Below are 20,240 nucleotides of genomic sequence, written 5' to 3'. Positions count from 1 at the left end.
GCCATGAAGGCCACGTTGCACCTGGTGCTGAGCGACCACGACGGTTCCGTCGTCGACGAGCGACGCGCCCACAACACCGTGATGGCGAGCGGCGCGCGGATCATCGCGGACCTGTTCGCGGGGGTCGGCAACCCCATCACCCACATGGGCGTGGGCACCAACGACGACTCGCCCGAGGACGTCTCGGTGACCGCCCTGACGAACGGGGGCGGGGACGACGCCGCCCTGGTGGGCGCGACGACGACGCCCGTCGCCGCGTCGGCGTTCACGGCCATGCTCGTGCCGGAGCGGCGCGTCGTGCGGGTGCGGGTGCGCGCGACGCTCCCGGACGACGCCGCCGTCGGGCGCATCCGCGAGGCGGGCCTCGTCTCGCAGGGCGACACGGACGCCGTCCTCTACAACCGCGTGGTCTTCGCGCCCGTCGACAAGGGCGACGACCACGAGCTGACGCTGTTCTGGGAAGTCGAGTTCCCGTACGGCGACCTCCAGTGGCTCACCTGAGTCGAAGGGAACCGACCATGGCCAAGGCAGCGTTCGACATCCGCCTCGAGGGCTTCGTGCCCGCGAACCGCGACGCCGTCGTCAAGCTCGTCAACCAGTCCACGGGGCAGCAGGTGGAGCGCAAGCCGTTCCTCGACGGCTCGCTGCTGGTGCGCGACCTCGACCCGGGCAGCTGGGAGATGACGGTCACGCACCCCAACCTCGTGAACGTCATCGACCGACGTGTCGTGCGGCTCTTCCCGCAGGACATCCCCACGCGTGTGCCGGTGGTCGTGCCGCCCGACCTGTTCCGGGACTCGCCGATCCGTGACATCCAGGACGCCGACCTGGCCCCGGTGCAGCAGCAGGCGGGCGCGGTCACGACGAACGTGGGACGGCTCGCGAACAAGGCGCCGGGCGAGGTCATCCGCGCCGAGGACTGGAACGTCCTCGCGGCGGCGGTCGCCGACCTCGCGCGCGCCGTCGGCGAGCTGACGCGGCTCGTGTCCCCCGTGGGCCACGACCACCCCGAGATCGCGGAGAAGTTCGCGGAGGTGCAGGGCAACATCGTGCGGTTCAGCGAGTCGTTCGGGCGGAGCCTGCTCGAGCTGCGGCGCGAGGTCGAGAGCCAGAACCTGCGCGGCCGCCTGACGGCCGTGCTCGACAAGGGGGCGGCGACCAGCGCGGTGCGCGACCGGGTGCTCGGCCGCGTCGCCGAGCTGCAGCAGTCGACGCTCGTCACGACCGCGCAGTGGACCCCGCTCATCGCGAACCACTCCAACGCGGCGATCCGCGAGGTCCTCGAGCTCGCGAACGAGCAGGGCACGGGGGCCGACGAGTTCCTCGCGTCGCCCGAGGTCAGCGGCGCGCTGACGCTGCTGCAGACGTTCTCCTCCGCGGGCGGCGCGAGCCGTCCCGAGGAGGAGCTCGAGACGTACCGACGCGGCGTCGCGGCCACCGGCCCGTCGCTGTTCCGGGCCCTGTGACGGCCCACCCTCGCGAGGAGGACGACCATGGCAACAGCCGTCGAGATCGAGCGGCTGCAGGCGCTCGTCGAACGCCTGCGCCCGCTGGCGGGCAAGACGCGCGGTGAGCTCATCGCGGCCGACGACTGGAACACGCTCGTGTCCGCGATCGTCGAGATCGGCCGGGCCACGGTCGCGACCGGCCAGGCGGGCGTGCCGCAGCACGAGCACCCGGACCAGGTGGGCATCGGCTGGCTCGACCCGCAGCTGCGGCAGATCGTCACGGGCGGCGGGCTCAAGGACCCGGCGCTGGACTCGACGCTCGTGAGGCTGCGCCGTGACGTGAGTCTGCTCGACACCCGCATCGGCCGGGTGGGCGACGACCTGGCCGCGACGCGCACGCGCGTCGACGTGGTCGCGACGAACGACCTGACGCGGTCCGCGACGCTCGACCGCCTGAACCGCAAGGTCCTCGGCGCGGCCGACGACCGCGGTGACATCGCCGACCTGCGCTCGACCCTGCGCACCCTCCAGACCGAGGTGGGGCGCGCGGTCGAGGTGGGCAGCATGCTCGAGGTCGACGGTGCTCCGCTGGACGTGCCGGGGCTCGTGGAGCGGCTCGGGTCCGTCGAGCAGCTGCGGGACCGGCTCACGCGCCCGGACGGCTCGCTGCTGGACGCGTCCGGGCTGGAGATCCGGCTGTCGGAGCTGCAGTCCGCGCTCGTCACGCAGGACCAGCTGACCGAGGCGATCGACGAGGTGCGCGGCAGCGGCGGCCCGGGCGACCTGGACCAGGTGCTCGACGCGGCACGGCAGGCCGGTCGCGCCGAGGCGACGTCCGCTGTCGAGACGCTCGGCACGGACCTGCGCTCGGTGCTGTCCGCCCGGCTCGCGGAGGTCGGCGAGGAGGTGGAGGCGCGGGTGCGGCGGGCGACCGCCGGGTTGGTCGACGAGGTCCTCACCACGTCCCGCGCGGACCTCGCCGCGGGTCTCGACTCGATGGCGGCACGGGTGCGGGAGGCCGTCGGCGCGGACGTCGACGCGCGGCTGCGCGCGGCCGACGAGGCGACGCGCGAGGCGCTGGCGAACATCGACGCGAGCCTCGGCGCGCTCGTCGAGAAAACCGTCGAGGGCCGCCTGGCGGACGTGCTGGGCGAGCTCACCGCGCGGGTCGGCGGCGTGGACGAGCGCATGTCCGGGCTGGAGGGCGTGCTCAAGGAGATGGGTGTGCGGGTGGACCGGCTCGAGGAGCGCATCGAGGTCAACCGCCGCGTCGGGGTCGACGAGCGCGACACGCTGCGCCAGGAGCTGCTCACCGAGGTCGAGCGGCTCGACCGGGAGACCGCGACGCGCATCGGGCGCGACGTCCAGGACGCGCGCACGCAGCTCGGGCTCGACCTGCAGGCCGAGGTCACCGCGGCCCAGCGCGACCTCGAGGTGCGCCTCGCCGAGGTCGCCCGGCAGGCCGCGGCGACCGAGGTGCAGGTGCTCGGCACCGGCCTGCGCACCGACGTCACCGGCGTCGTCCGCTCGGCGGTCGCGAGCGAGACGGCGGGCGTGCGGGACACGGTCGCGGCCGAGCTCGCCGGGTTCCAGGTGCAGGTCGCGGGGCTGGTCACCAACGAGGTCGCGCGGCAGACCCAGGACATCCCGACGATCGTCGAGAAGCAGCTCGCGACGCTGCGCCCCGAGCTCGAACGGATCGTCGACGTGCGGGTCGGACGGGGGTGACGGGTGCTCACCGAGCTCGAGTCCCGCCTCGCGGACGTCCTCGGAGCGGCGCTGCCGGCGCCGTTCGGCGGACGTGTGCGCAGGCGGGGCGCCGCGCCACCGAACGGTGCCGGACCGGTGGTCCGGCTCGGGGTCGAGGCGTACTCGCCGCTCGAGCCCGACCTGTTCTCCGCACGCCCGGAGACCGGCGCCGGGGCACCGTCGCTGCGGCGCGTCGTGCGGCTGCGGGTGCGGCTCGGCGTCGACGTCACGACCGACCCGCCCGGCGACCGGCTGGGCCTGCTCGCGGCCACCGACGCGCTGCTGTTCGCGCTGCAGGCGCCCGAGGTGCGGTCCGGGCGCGCGCTCCTGGCGCCCGGTGACCAGGGGTTCCGCCTCGACTCCCTCGAGCTGCTCGACGTGGGCGACGACGACCCGGCGGTGCTGCTCGAGGCGGTCGGCTGGTTCTGGCCGGTCGGCGTCGCGGGCCAGGACGGGCGCGCGATCGTCCGGGCCCTCGTGCGTGAGGTCCGGCTCCCGGTGCGCCTGACGCTCGGCGGTCCGCTCGTCGCGGGCGGTGCGGGCGTCGCGTGCGACCTGGTGCTCGGCGCGACCGGGACCGCGGACGTGACCGCGGGCGCGACGACGAGCGCACCGTTCGGCGAGCTCGCGCTGCACCTGCTCGACGCGGGCGGTGGCCCGGGCGCCGGGTCGCTGGACACACCCGCCTCGCCCGCCGGGACGCAGGTCGTCGCGAGCGTCGACGCGCGGGACGCGGGTGCGGGCACGACGTTCACGTACGTCCCACCGGCGACCGCCGCGCGCGAGCAGCTCGTCGTGCTGGCGCGCGCGGGCGAGGGCGCCGACGCGCGCACCGGCATGGAGCTCGCACGGTTCGACCTGGTGGTGACGCCGTGACCGGGGTCTCCCTGCTCGGGGTCCCGGCCGTCGCCGTGACCGGGTACATGACCGGGTACACCGTCCTGCTCCCGGCCCCCGTCACCGTGCCGCCCGCCGGTCACGTGCTGAGCACGCCGTGGCGGGCCGTCGCCGGCGCGACGGGCGCGCGCGTCGGCCGCGCGCTGCTCACCCTCGACCCGGTGACCGCGGGCGACGGGCGCGACCTGGGCGTCGTCGCACCCGCGAAGCGACCGACGACCTCGATCACCGTCCGGCCCCCGGACCCGCGCGTCCCCACGCGCGCGCTGACCGTCCCGCAGTGGGTGACGGCACCCGACGGCGAGACGTTCCCCTGGTCCGACGACCTGCACGTGATGGTGCGGCAGGACGGGCGACCGGTGGTCGCGGCTCCCCCGCTGCCGGCGGTCGGCTACGTGCCGGCGCAGCTGCCGGGCGGGACGGTCTCGGGCTCGCGCGTGACGCTGCCGGACCTCCTGGGCGACCTCACGGTCACTGTCGTGTCCGGCCGGACGCTCGACGCGCTCACCGAGCTCCCGTTCGCGCACGGCGACGTGCGCCTGCGCGCCGCACCGATGCCCGTGGGGCTGCACGTCCTGGGGCCCGACGGCGACGAGCAGCTCGCGGTCGCGGGGCCGGTGCGCGGCCGGGTGTCGCACGACCTGGCGCCCGCGCTCGCACGCCACCTCGCCGCCGCGGTGCGGACCGAGCCGGGCGGGACCGCTCCGGTGACGGTGCGCTCGGACGTCGTGGGCGAGGCGCACGTGCGGCTCGACGTGCAGGACGTCGTCATCGAGCGCGCGCTCGACGGGCGGCTCACCGTGGGCTGCGACGGGACGGCGACCACGCTGCCCCGGCCGGGCGTCGCACCCGGACGCGCCCCGACCCGCACCCGGGCGGACCTGACGGTGACCCACCACGGCGCCGCGCTGCACCCGGCCTCCGACCCGGTGCCCGCCGTCGACGCGGGCCTGGGCGGTCCCACGGTGCGCGACGAGCCCGTCACGCGGCGGGTCGCGGCAGCGACGCTCGCCGACGCGCGGCTCGTGCGGGTCGGCGTCGTCGGGTGGCCGTCCGCCGGGACGGACCTGTCGCTCGTCGTGCTGGGTCGCACGGTGACTGCGACCGGCCTCGTCGGGCCCGTCGGGCGCTCGACGCCCCAGGTCGTGTGGTTCGACCTGGGCGACGCGGTGACGGTCGACCGTCCGCTCGAGGTGACGCTGCGCGCGACCCGCGGCACGTTCGCATGGCTCGCGGCGCCCGAGCCCGCGGTGCGCCTCGCGGTCGAGGCACCCGCGGCGGGCGCGCACGTCACCGTCGGCGGGCTCACGGTCACGCTCACCGGGCCCGAGACGCACGTGCCCGGGGTGTCGCTCGCCGGCACCGACGGGTGGGACGTGACGACCGACCAGCTCGTCACCGTCGCGCTCTCGAGCGCGGTCATGGAGTTCGCGCCATGACCGCGGTGAGGAGGCTCGCATGACGCTGCTGGACGACCTGCAGGCGCTCGACCTGTCCGCCGTGGTCGGCGGGAAGCTCGACATCGCCGCGGCGCTCGACGTGTCCGATCTCCAGGCGCTGCTCGGCGACGGCGCGGTCGCGACCGTGCTCGGCGACCTGGGCACCGCGGTGAGCACCGCCGTGGCGGCCGTCGAGGACCCGTCCACGCTCGTCGAGCCGCTCGCCGCCGCGCTGCTCGAGCTGCTCGACTCGATCGGCGCGGACCTGCCGCTCGCGCAGTACGCGAGCGCCGTCGCGGACGGCGCACGCATCGTCGCCGGGCTGGTCGGCGCGCTCTCGGGTGACCCGCTGCGCCTGAGCATGCCCGGCACCGGCGACGCGGGCGACGCGTTGGCACGCGTCGCCGACGGGTTCGGCGACCAGGCGAGCGCCGTCGCGGGCGGTGCGGAGCAGCTCCGGTCGCTCGTGCAGCTGGTGGACCGCGGGCTGCCGCGCGACCCCGCCGCGCTCGTCGGCGTCGCCATGCAGATCCTGCTCCCGTTCGGCACGGCGGCGGTCGACCCCGTGCGGGGCTGGGCGCGCACCGTGGACGCGCAGCTCGACCGGGTGCGCATCGACCCGCGGCTCGGCGAGGGCCTCGTCGTCGCCCTGGGCCGCCTCCGGGCGGCGGCGGACGCGGGTGACGTCGCCGCGGTGCGCACGGCGCTCGCGACGCTCGCCGAGGTCCGCGCCGCGACGGTCACCCAGCTCGCCGCGGCGCTGCGCACGGTCGCCGGCGTGCTGTCCGCGACGCGCGTCGGCGACCTCGCCGCTCCCGTGCGGGCCCTGCGCGGCGCGCTGCACACGGTCGAGAAGGGCGCGCTCGACCAGCTCGACGAGTGGCGCGGGATGCTCGCCGACGCGCGCGGTTTCGTCGACGGCATCGACCCGCAGGCCGCCCTCGACGCGGCACGCGACCTGCTCGACGACGTCGAGCGCGCGGCGCGCGAGACCGTGCTCGGCGTGGTCGACCAGTCGGTCGAGGTGATCAAGGGCTGGGTGCGCGACCTGCTGCGCGAGCTGCCGCTGCGTCCGCTGCGCCAGGAGCTGTCGGAGGCGATCGCCCGGCTCGCCCGGGTGATCGACGACGCGGACCTCGACGCACCCGTCGCGGTCGTGCGGGACACCCTCACGCAGGTCGCGCAGACGCTCGCGGAGGCGGACCCCGCGGCGCTCGTCGCGTCCGCCGTCGAGCGGCTCGAGGGCGTCGTGCGGGACCTCGTGGACGCGGTGCGCGACGCGCTGGGCGGGATCGCCGAGGGTGTCGCGGCCGTCGCGGACGAGGCGAGCGAGGTGCTCGGGCGTGCGGTCGACGGGCTGCGGGCGTTCTCCGAGGCGGCGCACGCGATCGCCGACGCGGTGGGCGGCACCCAGATCGCCGACACGGCGGCCGCGATCGCCGCCGAGCTGCGAGAGCTGCGCGAGGAGGTCGGCGAGGTGGTCTCGTCCGTCGAGCTGCCCGAGCCGTTGCGCGCGGGCGTCGACCAGCTCGTCGGGCTGCTCGACTCGATCGACCTCGACGAGGCCGTGCGCCGCCCGCTCGAGGACGCCGCGTCCCGGCTCACCGTCCCGCCGGCTGTCGGCCAGACCGTGCGCGAGGGTCTGCAGGCCGTGAGCGACGCGATCTCCTCGCTCGTCCCCGCCGACCTGACGGCCGAGCTCGACGCGCTGCTCGCGGACGCGTTCGACCAGCTGCGGTCGATCGACGTCTCGTCGCTCACCTCGGGCGTCACGCAGCTCCTCGACGACGCGGCCGGTGCCGTCGAGGGCGTCCACCTGACCGAGCTCGTCGCGCCTGCGAGCGACGTGTTCGCACAGGTCCTCGGCGCGGTCGACCGCGTCCACCCGCGCACGCTGCTCAGCCCGGCGATCGACCTGTACCGCCAGCTCACCGGCGCGATCCCGGTGCCGGCACCGGACGCGATCGGTGCGCGCGTCGGCGCGGTCACCGCGCAGGCCGGGGAGGCCGCGGCGCGCGCGGTCGTCGAGCCCACGCTGAGCGCGGTGGGCGCGGGCGGCTCGGCACCCACCACGGACCGGCCCCAGCCGACTCCCCCGCCGGACCTGCGGCTCGGCGACGTCGTGCGGCTCGTCGGCTACCTGCCCGCGCGCCTGCGCGAGGCGCTCGAGGACCTGGGTACCGGTCCGGTCGGCGAGGTGCTCGCGACGATCGACGACACGCTCACGGGCACCGCCGCCGCGCTGCGTGCGACGCGTGACCGGCTGCTCGGGCTGCAGGCGCAGGTCGAGGCCGGTCTCGCCGCGGCGCTCGCGCCCGTCGGCGCCGCGCAGCTCGACGCGCAGCTCGCGCTGCGCGGGTCGGCCGCGCTGAGCGCGGGCGGGCTCGACGTCGCGGTGTCCGTCGAGCTCGTCGGCGGCGTCTCGCCCGGCGCGCTGCTGCGCGCCGTGGACGGTGAGCGCGCGATCGTCCTCGACGGCACGCGCGGGCTCGCCGGCGCGCTCGTCGGACCCGTGGCCGACGACCTCGAGAACGTGGCCGCGCTGCTCGAGGCCGCGCTCCCGGCGGGCGTGCTCGCGGACGCCGACGGCCTGCTCGCGGCGCTCGACCCGGAACCGCTCGCCGCCGAGCTCGACGCGCTGTTCGCCTCGATCGTCGCGGCGGTCCCCGGGTTCCTCACGGCGGCCGGGTCCGCCGTGACGGAGCTGGCCGACCGCGTGCGCGCGCTCGTCGAGGAGTTCAACCCCGGCTCGCTCGCGCAGCGGTACCTCGCGGTCGTCGAGGTGCTGCGTGACGAGCTCGCGCTGCTCGACCCCGCGCGTCTGGCCGACGAGCTCGGTGAGGTGCACGCGGTCGTGCGCGCGACGATCGCGGCGTACGACCCCGCGGTGCTCGCCGCGCAGCTCGACGCGCTGCTCGGCCAGGTGGCGGGTGCGATCCGTGGGCTCGACCCGGCGCACCTGATGCCGGATCTGTCGGGCGTCGAGGCGCAGGTCGCACGCATCGCGCAGGTGCTGCCGCTGGAGGCCCTGGACGGCGTGGGCACCCAGCTCGAGGCCGTCGGCGACCAGCTGCGCGCGCTCGACGTCGAGGGGATGCTCGCGATCGTCGACGCGATCCCGCCGCAGGTCGCGGACGGTGTCTCGACGCTCGTCGAGGTGATCCGTGACGAGCTCGTCGCGCTGCTCGAGTCCATCCGGTACGCGGGCGCCTCGGCGTCGGCGTCCGTGTCCGTGTCCGCCTCCGTGGGGTGACGACCATGACGACGACGACCGACCGGCCCGCGCACGTCGCGGGCGTCACCGACCGGGTCGACCTGGGCGACGCGGGCGTGCTCGAGGTCGAGCGCGACGCGGAGTCCGGCGTGCTGGTCGCGCTGCGCGGCGGTGGCCGCGACTACCTCACGGTCGGCCACGACGGCACGCGCGTCTGGCACGGGGTCTGCACGACGAGCGAGCAGGTCGGCGAGGGCACGCTGGCCCGCCGGGTGCGGCCCGTGACGGGCGCGGCGTGGACCGAGCACTACCGCTGGTCGGGCGACCACCTGGTGCTCGTCGACGGCGTCGAGGTACGCCGCGACGCGAGCGGCCGCGTCGTCGCGTGCCTGCCCGGCGGTCCGGACCCGGCACCGGCCGGGCACCGCTGGCTCTACACGCACGACGAGCGCGGGCTCGTCGAGGTGCGCGGCCCCGGCCGCGAGCGCCGCGTCGTCCTCGGGCCCGACGGTCGTGCGCGCGAGGTGCACGACGAGGCCGGGGACACGGTGCTCGCGCACGACGCGCGCGGCCACCGGCTCCTGGCGGCGCGGCCGGCGGGCGACACGGTGGACGACGAGGGTCGCACCTGGGTCACGCGTGCGCCCGACGGGCGCGTGCGCTGCGTGTTCCTGTGGGACGGCATGCGCTGCCTCGCACGGGTGGACGGCCCGCTCGGCAGCCCGCTGGCTGCGGTCCTGAGCCTGGACCCGTCGGGCACGCCGGTGCGCGTCGTGACGGCCGACGGTACGCGGCGGCTGCCGCGTGACGCGTACGGCGAGGGGCTGCTCGACGTGCCCGACGTGCCGGGGCTGTTCGGGGGGCGCGTGCACGCCGGCGTCGTGCACCTCCCGCTGCGGCGGCTGGACCCGCGCACGGGCGCGTTCTGCGAGCCGGACCCGTGGCACGGCGGCGACGACGACCCGCGCCGGCCCGCCGGGTACACCGGCCCCGTGCCGGTCGAGAAGGAGCCACGCTCGGCGTTCGAGGTGTGCCGCGGCGACCCGGTCGGTCGCTCCGACCCGACGGGCGGGGTCTCGGCGGGTCTCGTGCTGTCGACGCTGACGTGGTCGTTCCAGAACAACATCATGACGTTCTTCGGGATCGACTGGTGGTTCAACCTGTTCCTCAGCCTGCTCGCGGCACCGTTCGCGGGCGACAGGTACGACTTCTTCTCCTCGACCGGGCTGTCGTCGACCGACCGGCTGGGGTCGTTCGGCGTGCGCCGCGACGGGTTCATGAACGTCATCACGGGTGGCCGCGCGTTCACCACGCAGCACATCGTGTGGTCCCCGGACAGCGAGTTCGCGCTCCTGCAGCGCGGCGAGGTGGTCGACCCGCGCGGCGCGTACGAGCCCACGCACTACGGCACGGTCCTGTCGCTCGCGCCGACGGGGGCGCCGACGTCGTTCCTGGCGTGCGGCCCGACGACGATGCCCGGGCTCCCGGGCAACCTGACCTCCTGGTCCCGCCACGGCGGGCTGGGCGTGCCGGCCGCACCCGGCACGCTCACGCCGTGGTTCCCGTCCGGCGGGCTGCACCTGGACACGCCCCGCATGGACACGCGGCACGACGTCGACGCGACGCTCACCGAGCTGCGACCGGGCCCGGTGGGGGTCGGCGACTTCGAGCAGCGGTCGGTGCTCACGTCGAACGCCGCCACGGGGCTCGCGGCAGGGGCGCTCGTGCTCGTCGACGACGGCACCGCGCTCGCGATCGCGACCGTGGTGGGCGTCGTCCCGGTGCCCGGCGGCGAGCGCGTGCAGCTCGCCGAGGAGCTCACGCTCACCGGCCCGTCGCTGCGCGTGACGCCGCTGGAGGCCGCGCCCGCGTCGTCGGAGTCCCGTCCCGCGGGAGCACCCGCGGCGTCCCTCGACGCGCGCGGCACGACGACGACGTACGCGCCGGGTGACCTGGTGCGCGTCCGGGCCGCGGGCGGGCAGGTGCTCGTCGCGCGCGTCGCGCACCTGGAGGCGCGGGTGCCGCTCGAACGCGCGCTGCCCGCCGCGCTCGCGGGGCCGATCGCGGTCGCGACCGGCGTCGTGGGTCCCACCACGACCGTCACGGCGACCGGCACGACGCTCGACTTCGCGCCCGCCACGCCGCCGGGCCGCGGCACCACGGGGCTGCTCGTCGGCGGTACGACGACGGGCGTGCGGGTCGAGACGGACCCGACCGGCTCGACCACCACGGTCGACGTGGCGGCCCCCGCGAGCACCACCGGCTTCCAGACCGTGACCGCGAGCACGGTCCTCGGCACCCGGACCGGCGCGGCCGAGACGGACCCCGCGCTCACGTACACCCCGCTCACGGCGGGCTCGGCACCCGACGGCTCCGCCGGTCTCGTCGTCCTGCGTGTCGAGTCCGGGGGCACCGCGCACGCCCGCGTGGTGCCCGCTGCGCCGACGCACGACGTCGTCGTCCTCGACCGGCCGCTCGTCGGCGCCGGGCCGTTCACCGTCGAGCGGTGGCGCACGCGCGGCACCGCGCTCACGTCGCTCACGCTCGCGCAGGTCCTGTCCGTCGTCGTGCCCTCGCCCGAACGGTTCGAGGGCATGCCCCTGCTGCTCACGCGGGTCGCCGGGGAGCCGCCCACCGTCACCGGCGCGCTCACGGGCGTCGACGTCACGGCGGGCACGACGACCCTGGCGACGCCGACGGCCGCGGCGGGGCTGCGCGCGGGCTTCCCGGTGCGCGTCGGCACCGAGCACACCGCGGTGCGCGACCTGCGGTGCGACGTGACGTTCACGCCCGCGGTCGACCTCGGTGCGGGCGACCTGCGCCTCGTGCGGCTCGAGCCGACGGGCTTCGCGTACGACGCGGTCGTCGCCGCCGCGGACGCGCTCGACCTGCGTGCGACGGTGACGGTCGCCGGGACACCGGTCGACGCGCCGTTCCCGCGGCTGCGCCCCGGCGACCTGGTCGAGGTCACGTCCGGCGGCGCGACGACGTGGCACCGGGTCACCGCCGAGGCCGCCGGGCGCGTCACGGTGACGGCCGCGACGACCGCGCTGACCCCCGGCGCGGCCGCGACCGTGCGCCAGGCCGCCGTCGGCGACCCGGACACCGGGTGCCCCTCCCTCGGGATCAGGGGCACGCGCACGGGAAGCGGCGCGACGACGACGGCGACGTTCTCGCTGTGGCGGTCCGACGACCTCCCCGCGGGGACCGCGGCGCTCGGCATCGTCGACGGCGACGTCACGCACCCCGTGCAGCAGAACGGCGGCGCGCTCGTGCGGTCCGTGACGTTCTCGACGACGTTCACCGCGTCGGCGGTCGACGTGGAGGTGTTCACGCACGTGACGACGGCGGTCCTGGCGTCCGTGACGCGCGACGGGGGCGTGCTGCTCGCCGAGACGCCGCCGGGTGCCGGCACCATCACGACCGCGCCCGGCCAGTCGGTCGTCGCGGTGGCGCTCGAGGCGGTGGGCGACGCCCGTACCGTCACGCTCGGCCCCGGGACGCTGCTCGTCCCCGAGGAGGAGACCACCGAGATCGACCGCGGCCAGTCCCTGTCGAACCACGAGCTCACGCACACCGTCCAGTACGCACGGTGGGGGCCCCTGTGGTTCTGCGCGTTCCCGATGATCGCCCTCGAGCTGCCGGCGATCCTCACGTCCGACACCGAGCTGCCGGAGTTCTCCGCGTTCCTCGACGCGAGCGTCGCGGCGGGCGCGGACGCGCTGTGGGACGTCACGATCCCGCAGCGCGGCGGGGTGTCCCTCGCGGAGGGCGACACGCTCCAGGTGGTGCAGGGCGCACGGATCGTCGAGGCCGAGGTCCGCTCGTCGTCGGGCGACGTGGTGCGCGTGCGCGTCTCGTCGGGCACGGTGCCGACCGGCCGCGTCGCGGTCCGCAAGAAGCAGAGCGCCGCGGGGTGGGACGTGTCGATCGCGATCCTCGACCTCATGACGCACGGCGGTCTGGTGAACCTGCTCGCCGGCTCCACGTGGGGCGGGATCTTCTGGCTCGTCGGCAAGGCGTTCTACGGGCTCGGGCGCGCGATCGGCGGCACCGGGGACCTGTACGCGGGGACCGTGACGGTCGGGGGCACGACGATCACGCTCGCCCGAGCCGGCGACGCCGAGAAGATCCCGGCGACCGGGCGCGTCACCGTCCGGCAGGGCGAGGACACCGTCATCCGCTCCGCGACCCGCGCCGGGCAGACGCTCTCGCTCGGCGAGCCGGTCACGTTCACGGGCGACGTGCGCGTGGCCGCGTACGACTCGCACGAGCCCGGCAGCGCGTTCGACTGGTACGACTACCGCGCCGGGACGGTCGACGCCGCGAACCACTTCGCGGTGGACCTGGGCGCGGGTCACGGTCTCGAGCCCGAGGACCGGGTCGTCGTGCGGTACCGGTCGGGACGCCCGTTCCGCACCGACGTCCTCGCGGTGGCGGGCGGGCGCGTCGAGCTCGCGGCCCGGGTCCCCGTCACGGGCGACGAGCTGTCGGTGCGCATCGCGCGCGTCGGCGCGAGCGACCCGCTCGGCAACGCCGACTCCGCGGCGATGGTCGAGATGGGCATGGGGTGGATGAAGTGGCTCTTCGACCCGTACGGGCAGGTCGAGCCCGCGGTCGCACCGGGCGACTGGACGCGCTGGCTGCTGCGCGTGATGCGCTGGCTGCTCGGCACGCAGAACTTCTCGCTGCTGCCGTTCGGGTACGTGTGGTGGGGGCGGCTGTTCGGCCTCCAGAAGGAGCACGAGGCACCGATCGAGCAGGAGGCGTCGAGCGAGTCCGGTGACGTGTACTCGCCGCTCGCCCGGCTCACCGGCGAGGTCGAGCGCGGCGGCGCGATCGCGGACCGGCGCGCGACCGTGGGCGACGTCATGCGGTACCGCTTCACGCCCGGGGACCGCTCGCGCACGTTCGTGACGCGCGACCGGCTCGACGCGCCCGGCGTGCACCTGTCGCGGACCCTGCGCGTGATGCCCACCCGCTCGTCCACGGGCACGTCCGCCGACCCGAACGGCGCGGTCCGCGCCGACGCCGCCACGCCCGACCCCGGCGGGTTTGTCTCCGCGGTCCTCACGGACCACGAGGGCGACACCGACCCGCGCGCCCTCCCCCTCAACGGCGGCGGGACGCCGGACGCGCTCGGGTACCGCGCGTCCGCGCTCGGCTCGGTCCCGGTCAGCGCGCGGCTCGAGCGCAACGAGAGCGTCTACGCCGCGTTCACCCGCCCCGGCGACCACCGGGTCACCACCCGCAACGGGATCGCCGGCGCCACCGAGGCCGTCGAGGCGCACGCCAAGGACCTGCAGACGCTGTGGTTCGACGTCACGGTCGCGGACGTCACCGTCACCGCCGCAGGCCGCACGCTGGACGCGACGGCACCCGGCACGAGCGACCGTCTCGTGCTCGTCCCCACGCAGTCCGTGGACGTCACGACGACGCCCGGGGCGCCCCGCGTCCACCGGGTCACCGCGCTCGACCCGGCCGGTTCCGTGACCGTGCGCGACGCGCGGCTGACCGCGGTGTCGGCCACCACCGCGCCCGTCCCCGTCGAGGTCAGCCGGCACTACGCCGCGACCGACGGGCGGTACACCGGCGGGCTCGCGTTCGCGGGCATGCACCTGTCGCGCGACCTCGACGTGCCCGTGCGGACGTTCACCGTCGAGGTCGTCACGACCGTGCCCCTGCGCGCCGCCGCACGCGCGGACGCGGCCGAGGTCACCACGCTCGCCCGCGGCACCGAGGCGTTCCTGCTGGTCCCCGCGAACGTGACCGGGCCGCCCGCCGTCGCGACGATCGGCGGAGCACCGCCGCCCGCCGGCACCCCGGACCCGGTCGCTCGCGCCGACGCGCCCGACGCGGCCGCGTTCCTCGGCGCGACCGGTTCCGCGTGGCGCGTCCTGTTCCCCGCCGCCGCCACCCCCGGCGCCTACGTGCTCACCGTGAGCGTGGGCGACGGGACGACGTCGCACACCCTGACGTGCGCTGTGACCGTCAGCTGACCGTCAGCTGACAGTCAGCTGACCGTCAGCGCTCGCACGGGCGTCGCGACGAGGGCCGCGGTGGCGGCCGACGGCTCGACACCCAGCTCGGCGTGCAGCAGCGCGCGGCACGCCGCGAACGCCCGCCGCGCCTCGGCGACGTTGCCCTCCGCGAGGTGCACCGCGATCACCGTGCGGTGCGCGCTCTCGCGCAGCGGGTCGGCGCGCAGCGCGGTGAGCGCCAGGTCGACCGCCGCCGCGAACCGGTCCCGCCCGGCGAGCGTGCGCGCGACGGCCTCGAGCAGGTGCAGCCGCAGCTGCCGGACCCGCTCGCGGTCCTCCGCGACCCACTCGTCGTCCCAGTCGGGCAGCAGGTCCGCGTCCGCGAGCCGCGGCAGGTCCGCGACGTCGTCGGCGGCGTCCTGCGCGCGCAGCGCGCGCTGCGCGACGTCCCGCACGTCCACCGACACCCCGGGCCCGAGCTCCAGCCAGCCGCGCTCCACGCGCAGCACCTGCGGCGCCACCGCACCGACGCGCCACAGCGCGGTCCGCAGGTTCGCGCCCGCGCGCCGGTCGGCCACCGCGGGCCACAGCGTCCCCGCCGCCCGCGCGCGCGGCACCGCGCCGCGCAGGCACACGAGCGCCACGACCCGCCGGCACGACGTCCCGAGCTCGACCGAGCGACCCGCCACCTGCAGCCGGAAGTCGCCCAGGAGCGTCACGTGGGCCTGCCCACCCCGCTCGACCGACGCGGCACCGGGTACCCCTGCCGCCTCCGACGCCGTCTCCCCCGCACGGGATGACATCGCCCGTCGCCGCCCGTCACCGACCGGCCGCCGCGGGCCGGCCACGCTCACCCGACATCGTCGTCACCGCGCCCCTCCGCAGGTTCGACCGCCATGGTCGTCGGGAAGGAGCGCGCGGCACCGCGCCCAGATACCCCTGGCGCGCCGCGGGCACCGGGGGTCCGCCGCGCCGGTCAGCCGTAGAACACGCGCTCGACCACCGCCCGCGCCCGCCGGGCGGTCCGCAGGTACGTCTCCTCGAGCTCGCCACCCGAGCCGGGCGGCATCCCGATCACGCGCGCGAGCCCCGCGAGCGTGTGGTGGTCGTGCGGCAGCACGTCCGTGTGCGCCCCCTCCGCGCGCCCCGTCCACAGCACGTTCGCGTCCCGCAGCCGCGACGCGAGCTCCCACGCCTGCACCAGCACCGGCAGGTCGTCGTCCTCGAGCAGCCCGGCCTCGTGCGCGGCGGCGAGCGCGTCGAGCGTGCTCGTCGTGCGCAGTCCCGGCACGGCGTGGGCGTGCTGCAGCTGCAGCAGCTGCGCGGTCCACTCCACGTCCGCGATCCCGCCGCGCCCGAGCTTGAGGTGCCGGGCCGGGTCCTGACCGCGCGGCAGCCGCTCGGCCTCGACGCGCGCCTTGATCCGGCGCACCTCGCGCACCGCCGCCGGGTCGAGGCCGCCGGCCGGGTAGCGCAGCGGGTCGACGAGCGCGACGAACCGCTCGCCCAGCTCGTCGTCGCCCGCCACGGGACGCGCGCGCAGCAGCGCCTGGCTCTCCCACGGCGACGACCAGCGGCCGTAGTACTCCACGAACGCGTCGAACGACCGCGCGAGGGGCCCGTTGCGGCCCTCGGGGCGCAGGTCCGCGTCGACCGCCAACGGCGGCTCGGCGCCCACCGCACCGAGCAGCTGGCGCATCGCGGTGGCCACCGCGACAGCGAACGCCTGGGCCTCGCGCGGGTCCGCGCCCGGCACCGGGTCGTGCACGAACAGCACGTCCGCGTCCGAGGCGTACCCCATCTCCCCGCCCCCGAGCCGGCCCATCGCGACGACGAGCATGCGCGTCGGGTCCTGCGCGAGCCCGCGCGCCTCGCGGACCTCCCACCGCGCCACGCGCAGCGCACCCGCGAGGACGACGTCGGCGGCGACCGTCATGCTCTGCGCGGCCCGGATGCCCGTCACGACGCCCAGCACGTCCGCGACCGCCGTCCGGGCGAGCTCGCGGCGACGCAAGCCCCGCAGCAGCGTGACCGCGGGCACGGGCTCGTCCGCGCGCGTGAGCATCGCGTCCGCCTCGGCGGCGAGGCGCTCGCGCGTGCGCGGCTCGAGCTCGTCGTCGTCCGCGAGCCACGGCACCGACTCGGGCGAGCGCATGAGCGCGTCCGCGACGTACCGCGACGTCGACAGCGCGCGCGCGAGCCGCTGCGCGGCCGTGCCCGAGTCGCGCAGCAGCTTGAGGTACCAGTGCGTGCGGCCGAGCGCGTCGGACAACCGGCGGAACGCCAGCAGTCCGCCGTCCGGGTCGGGCCCGTCCGCGAACCAGCCGAGCATCACCGGCAGGAGCTGGCGCTGGATCGACGCGCGGCGCGAGACACCCTCGGTGAGCGCCGCGATGTGCCGGACCGCGCCCGCCGGGTCGCGGTAGCCGATCGCCGCGAGCCGGGCCTTGGCGGCGTCCGGCGCGAGGCTCGCCTCCTCGTCGGACAGGCGCGCGGTCGCGGGCAGCAGCGGGCGGTAGAACAGCTCCTCGTGCAGGTGCCGCACGTCGCGCCGCACCTGCCGCCACCGCTCGAGCAGACCCTCGGCGCCCTCCGCGCGCATCCCGACCGACCGCGCGAGCCGGCGCAGGTCGGCGTCCGCGGTCGGCAGCAGGTGCGTGCGCCGCAGCCGGTGCAGCTGGATGCGGTGCTCGAGCAGGCGCAGGAACCGGTAGCAGACCGCGAGCCGCGCGGCGTGGTCCCGGCCCACGTACCCGGCGGCCGCGAGCGCCCCGAGCGCGGTGAGCGTGCTGCCCGAGCGGATCTCGTCGTCGGAGCGGCCGTGCACCAGCTGCAGCAGCTGGACCGTGAACTCCACGTCCCGCAGGCCACCGCGCCCGAGCTTGAGCTGGCGGTCCGCCTCCGCGGCCGGGATGTTGTCCTCGACCCTGCGGCGCATGCGCTGCGAGTCCTCGACGAAGTGCTCGCGCTGCACCGCGGACCACACGAACGGCTGGGTCATCTCCACGTACGCGCGCCCGAGGTCCCGGTCGCCCGCGAGCGGACGCGCCTTGAGCAACGCCTGGAACTCCCACGTCTTGGCCCAGCGCTCGTAGTACGCGCGGTGGCTCGCGAGCGTGCGGACCAGCGGGCCGTCCTTGCCCTCGGGCCGCAGCGCCGCGTCCACCGGCCACAGCGCGGGCTCACCCGACGGCGTCGCGCACGCGCGCGCCAGACCCGTCGCCAGCCGCGTGCCCGTGGCCAGCGCGTCCGCCTCGCTGACGCCCGCGCCCTCGTCGGGCTCGCACACGTACACGACGTCCACGTCGGAGACGTAGTTGAGCTCGCGGCCGCCGGCCTTGCCCATCCCGATCACCGCGAGCCGCACGCCCGCACCGTGGTCCGGCAGGTCGGCGCGCGCCAGCGCGAGCGCCGCCTCCAGCGCGGCCGACGCGACGTCCGCGAGCGCCGCGGCGACCCCCGGCATGCGGTTCAGCGGGTCGACGACCGTGAGGTCCGTCGCGGCGATGCGCAGCAGCCGTGTGCGGTACGCGCGCCGCATCGCGTCCACGCCCGCGGTGCCGACGAGCGTCGCGACCGGCACCGCCGCGTCGGGGTCCGCGCCCACGGCCGCGAGCAGCTCCGCTCGCACCTGCGCCACCGGGACGCCCGTGCCCGGGGTCGGGTCGGCCAGCACGCGCAGGTTCGCCGGGTGCGCGCCGAGCGTGTCGCCCAGCGCCACCGAGGCCCCGAGCACGGCGAGGAGGCGCTGACGCCGTTCGTCGTCGTGCGTGAGCACGTCCCTGAGCAGAGCGCTCAGCTCCGGGTCCGGACGGACGACGCCGGCGAGCTTCGCCAGCGCGAGCAGGGCCGCGTCCGGGTCGGCGACCTCCGCGAGCGGCCCGACGAGCACCTCCGTCGCGTCGGGCAGCACCTCGAGCAGCGCGGCGTCCTCGAGCAGGCGCTGCGCGCGCGGGACGTCGTCGACCCCGGCCCGCGTGAGCCGGCCCCCCAGCGACGTGCCGCGCTCGCTCCGGTCGCTCATCGCGGTCACAGGACCGGCAGGAACCGCTTCAGTTCGTACGGCGTCACCTGCGAGCGGTACTCCTCCCACTCCTGGCGCTTGTTGCGCAGGAAGAAGTCGAACACGTGCTCACCGAGCGTCTCCGCGACCAGCTCGGAACGCTCCATCACCTCGATCGCCGCGTCGAGCGACGTGGGCAGCGGCTCGATGCCGAGCGCACGGCGCTCCGCGTCGGTGAGCTCCCACACGTCGTCCTCGGCACCGTCGGGCATCTCGTAGCCCTCCTCGATGCCCTTGAGGCCCGCCGCGAGCAGGACCGCGAACGCCAGGTACGGGTTGGTGGCCGAGTCCACCGCGCGGTACTCCACGCGTGCCGAGTTGCCCTTGCCGGGCTTGTACATCGGGATGCGGACCAGCGCCGAGCGGTTGTTGTGGCCCCAGCAGATGTAGCTCGGCGCCTCGGAGCCGCCCCACAGGCGCTTGTACGAGTTCACGAACTGGTTGGTCACCGCGGTGATCTCCGCCGCGTGCCTGAGCAGACCCGCGATGAAGCTGCGCGCGACCTTCGACTGCTCGAGGTGCGCACCCGGCTCGTGGAACGCGTTGCGGTCCCCCTCGAACAGCGACAGGTGCGTGTGCATGCCCGAGCCCGGCTTGTCGGCCAGCGGCTTGGGCATGAAGCTCGCGAACACGCCCTGCTCCAGCGCGACCTCCTTGACCACCTGGCGGAACGTCATGATGTTGTCCGCGGTCGTCAGCGCGTCGGCGTAGCGCAGGTCGATCTCGTTCTGGCCGGGGCCGGCCTCGTGGTGCGAGAACTCCACCGAGATGCCCATGGACTCGAGCATCGTGATCGCCGCACGGCGGAAGTCGTGCGCGGTGCCGCGCGGCACGTGGTCGAAGTAGCCACCCTGGTCCACCGGGACCAGCGGCTGCGACGGGTCGGCCGGCGCGTCGAACAGGTAGAACTCGACCTCGGGGTGCGTGTAGAACGTGAACCCCTTGTCGCTCGCCCGGCTCAGCGCACGCTTGAGCACGTTGCGCGAGTCCGCGAGGCTCGGCTCACCCTCGGGCGTGAGCAGGTCGCAGAACATCCGCGCGGTGCCGTGCCGCTCGCCGCGCCACGGCAGCACCTGGAACGTGGACGGGTCGGGCCGGGCGATCATGTCGGCCTCGTACACGCGCGTCAGGCCCTCGATCGCGCTCCCGTCGAACCCGATGCCCTCGGAGAAGGCGGCCTCGAGCTCGGCCGGGGCCACCGCCACCGACTTCAGGATGCCGAGCACGTCGGTGAACCAGAGGCGGATGAAGCGGATGTCCCGCTCCTCGACCGTGCGGAGCACGAACTCCTGCTGCCTGTCCATGGCGCATATCCTGCCCGATCCGCCGCCGCGCGCCGCCCCCATCCCACCCACCGGCGCGCCACGCCCCGCCCACCCCTCACCCACCACCCCACCCCGCCCCCGACACCACCCGGGGCGTGGTGGGTGCGGGGTGCTGGGTAGGGTC

General features: G+C 76.1%; 10 protein-coding genes. 7 read left to right on the top strand and 3 right to left on the bottom strand.

The features are described 5' to 3' along the window. Positions 1-3: 3 nt before the first annotated feature. From ACT17Q_RS06810 to ACT17Q_RS06780, 7 genes are read left to right on the top strand one after another with little or no spacing between them, the layout of a single operon-like run. Entirely contained in the window at positions 4-501 is a 498-nt protein-coding gene (locus ACT17Q_RS06810; protein ID WP_094180273.1) for a hypothetical protein, read from the top strand. A gap of 17 nt (positions 502-518) precedes the next feature. Next, entirely contained in the window at positions 519-1,466 is a 948-nt protein-coding gene (locus tag ACT17Q_RS06805) for a hypothetical protein (protein ID WP_141319761.1), read from the top strand. A gap of 27 nt (positions 1,467-1,493) precedes the next feature. Beyond that, positions 1,494-3,176 (top strand): hypothetical protein, encoded by a 1,683-nt coding sequence (locus ACT17Q_RS06800; protein WP_094180275.1) that lies wholly within the window; start codon positions 1,494-1,496, stop codon positions 3,174-3,176. Between the two features lie 3 nt (positions 3,177-3,179). Next, a complete protein-coding gene (locus ACT17Q_RS06795; RefSeq protein WP_444665182.1) occupies positions 3,180-4,073 on the top strand; it encodes a hypothetical protein in 894 nt (297 codons plus the stop codon). Continuing rightward, positions 4,070-5,533, top strand: coding sequence for a hypothetical protein (locus ACT17Q_RS06790; RefSeq protein WP_444665181.1), 1,464 nt, complete (start codon positions 4,070-4,072; stop codon positions 5,531-5,533). Before ACT17Q_RS06795 ends, ACT17Q_RS06790 begins: the two co-directional genes overlap by 4 nt. Before the next feature lie 19 nt (positions 5,534-5,552). After that, positions 5,553-8,786: a hypothetical protein gene (locus ACT17Q_RS06785; RefSeq protein WP_444665180.1), complete on the top strand. Its 3,234-nt coding sequence runs from the start codon at positions 5,553-5,555 to the stop codon at positions 8,784-8,786. 5 nt (positions 8,787-8,791) lie between these two features. Further along, positions 8,792-14,746, top strand: coding sequence for a hypothetical protein (locus tag ACT17Q_RS06780; protein ID WP_444665179.1), 5,955 nt, complete (start codon positions 8,792-8,794; stop codon positions 14,744-14,746). Between the two features lie 14 nt (positions 14,747-14,760). Here ACT17Q_RS06780 and ACT17Q_RS06775 read toward each other — a convergent pair whose 3' ends face one another. The 3 genes from ACT17Q_RS06775 to ACT17Q_RS06765 all read right to left on the bottom strand — a co-directional run bounded on the left by ACT17Q_RS06775 (position 14,761) and on the right by ACT17Q_RS06765 (position 20,095). After that, complete coding sequence (locus ACT17Q_RS06775; RefSeq protein WP_268531708.1) at positions 14,761-15,447, bottom strand: BTAD domain-containing putative transcriptional regulator; 687 nt, start codon at positions 15,445-15,447, stop codon at positions 14,761-14,763. Positions 15,448-15,704: 257 nt separating this feature from the next. Next, complete coding sequence (locus ACT17Q_RS06770) at positions 15,705-18,752, bottom strand: bifunctional [glutamine synthetase] adenylyltransferase/[glutamine synthetase]-adenylyl-L-tyrosine phosphorylase (protein ID WP_444665178.1); 3,048 nt, start codon at positions 18,750-18,752, stop codon at positions 15,705-15,707. A gap of 5 nt (positions 18,753-18,757) precedes the next feature. After that, positions 18,758-20,095 (bottom strand): glutamine synthetase family protein, encoded by a 1,338-nt coding sequence (locus ACT17Q_RS06765; RefSeq protein WP_094180281.1) that lies wholly within the window; start codon positions 20,093-20,095, stop codon positions 18,758-18,760. Between the last annotated feature and the right edge of the window lie 145 nt (positions 20,096-20,240).

The organism is Cellulomonas sp. CW35 (genome assembly GCF_052378485.1).
Taxonomy (GTDB): domain Bacteria; phylum Actinomycetota; class Actinomycetes; order Actinomycetales; family Cellulomonadaceae; genus Cellulomonas; species Cellulomonas uda.
This window is presented reverse-complemented; position numbering and strand designations above follow the sequence as displayed.

Excerpts from the sequence above, each read along its gene's own strand:
- ACT17Q_RS06785 (WP_444665180.1), top strand. The coding sequence starts at position 5,553 with ATGACGCTGCTGGACGACCTGCAGGCGCTCGACCTGTCCGCCGTGGTC.
- ACT17Q_RS06800 (WP_094180275.1), top strand. The coding sequence starts at position 1,494 with ATGGCAACAGCCGTCGAGATCGAGCGGCTGCAGGCGCTCGTCGAACGC.
- ACT17Q_RS06765 (WP_094180281.1), bottom strand. The coding sequence starts at position 20,095 with ATGGACAGGCAGCAGGAGTTCGTGCTCCGCACGGTCGAGGAGCGGGAC.
- ACT17Q_RS06810 (WP_094180273.1), top strand. The coding sequence starts at position 4 with ATGAAGGCCACGTTGCACCTGGTGCTGAGCGACCACGACGGTTCCGTC.
- ACT17Q_RS06780 (WP_444665179.1), top strand. The coding sequence starts at position 8,792 with ATGACGACGACGACCGACCGGCCCGCGCACGTCGCGGGCGTCACCGAC.
- ACT17Q_RS06805 (WP_141319761.1), top strand. The coding sequence starts at position 519 with ATGGCCAAGGCAGCGTTCGACATCCGCCTCGAGGGCTTCGTGCCCGCG.
- ACT17Q_RS06770 (WP_444665178.1), bottom strand. The coding sequence starts at position 18,752 with ATGAGCGACCGGAGCGAGCGCGGCACGTCGCTGGGGGGCCGGCTCACG.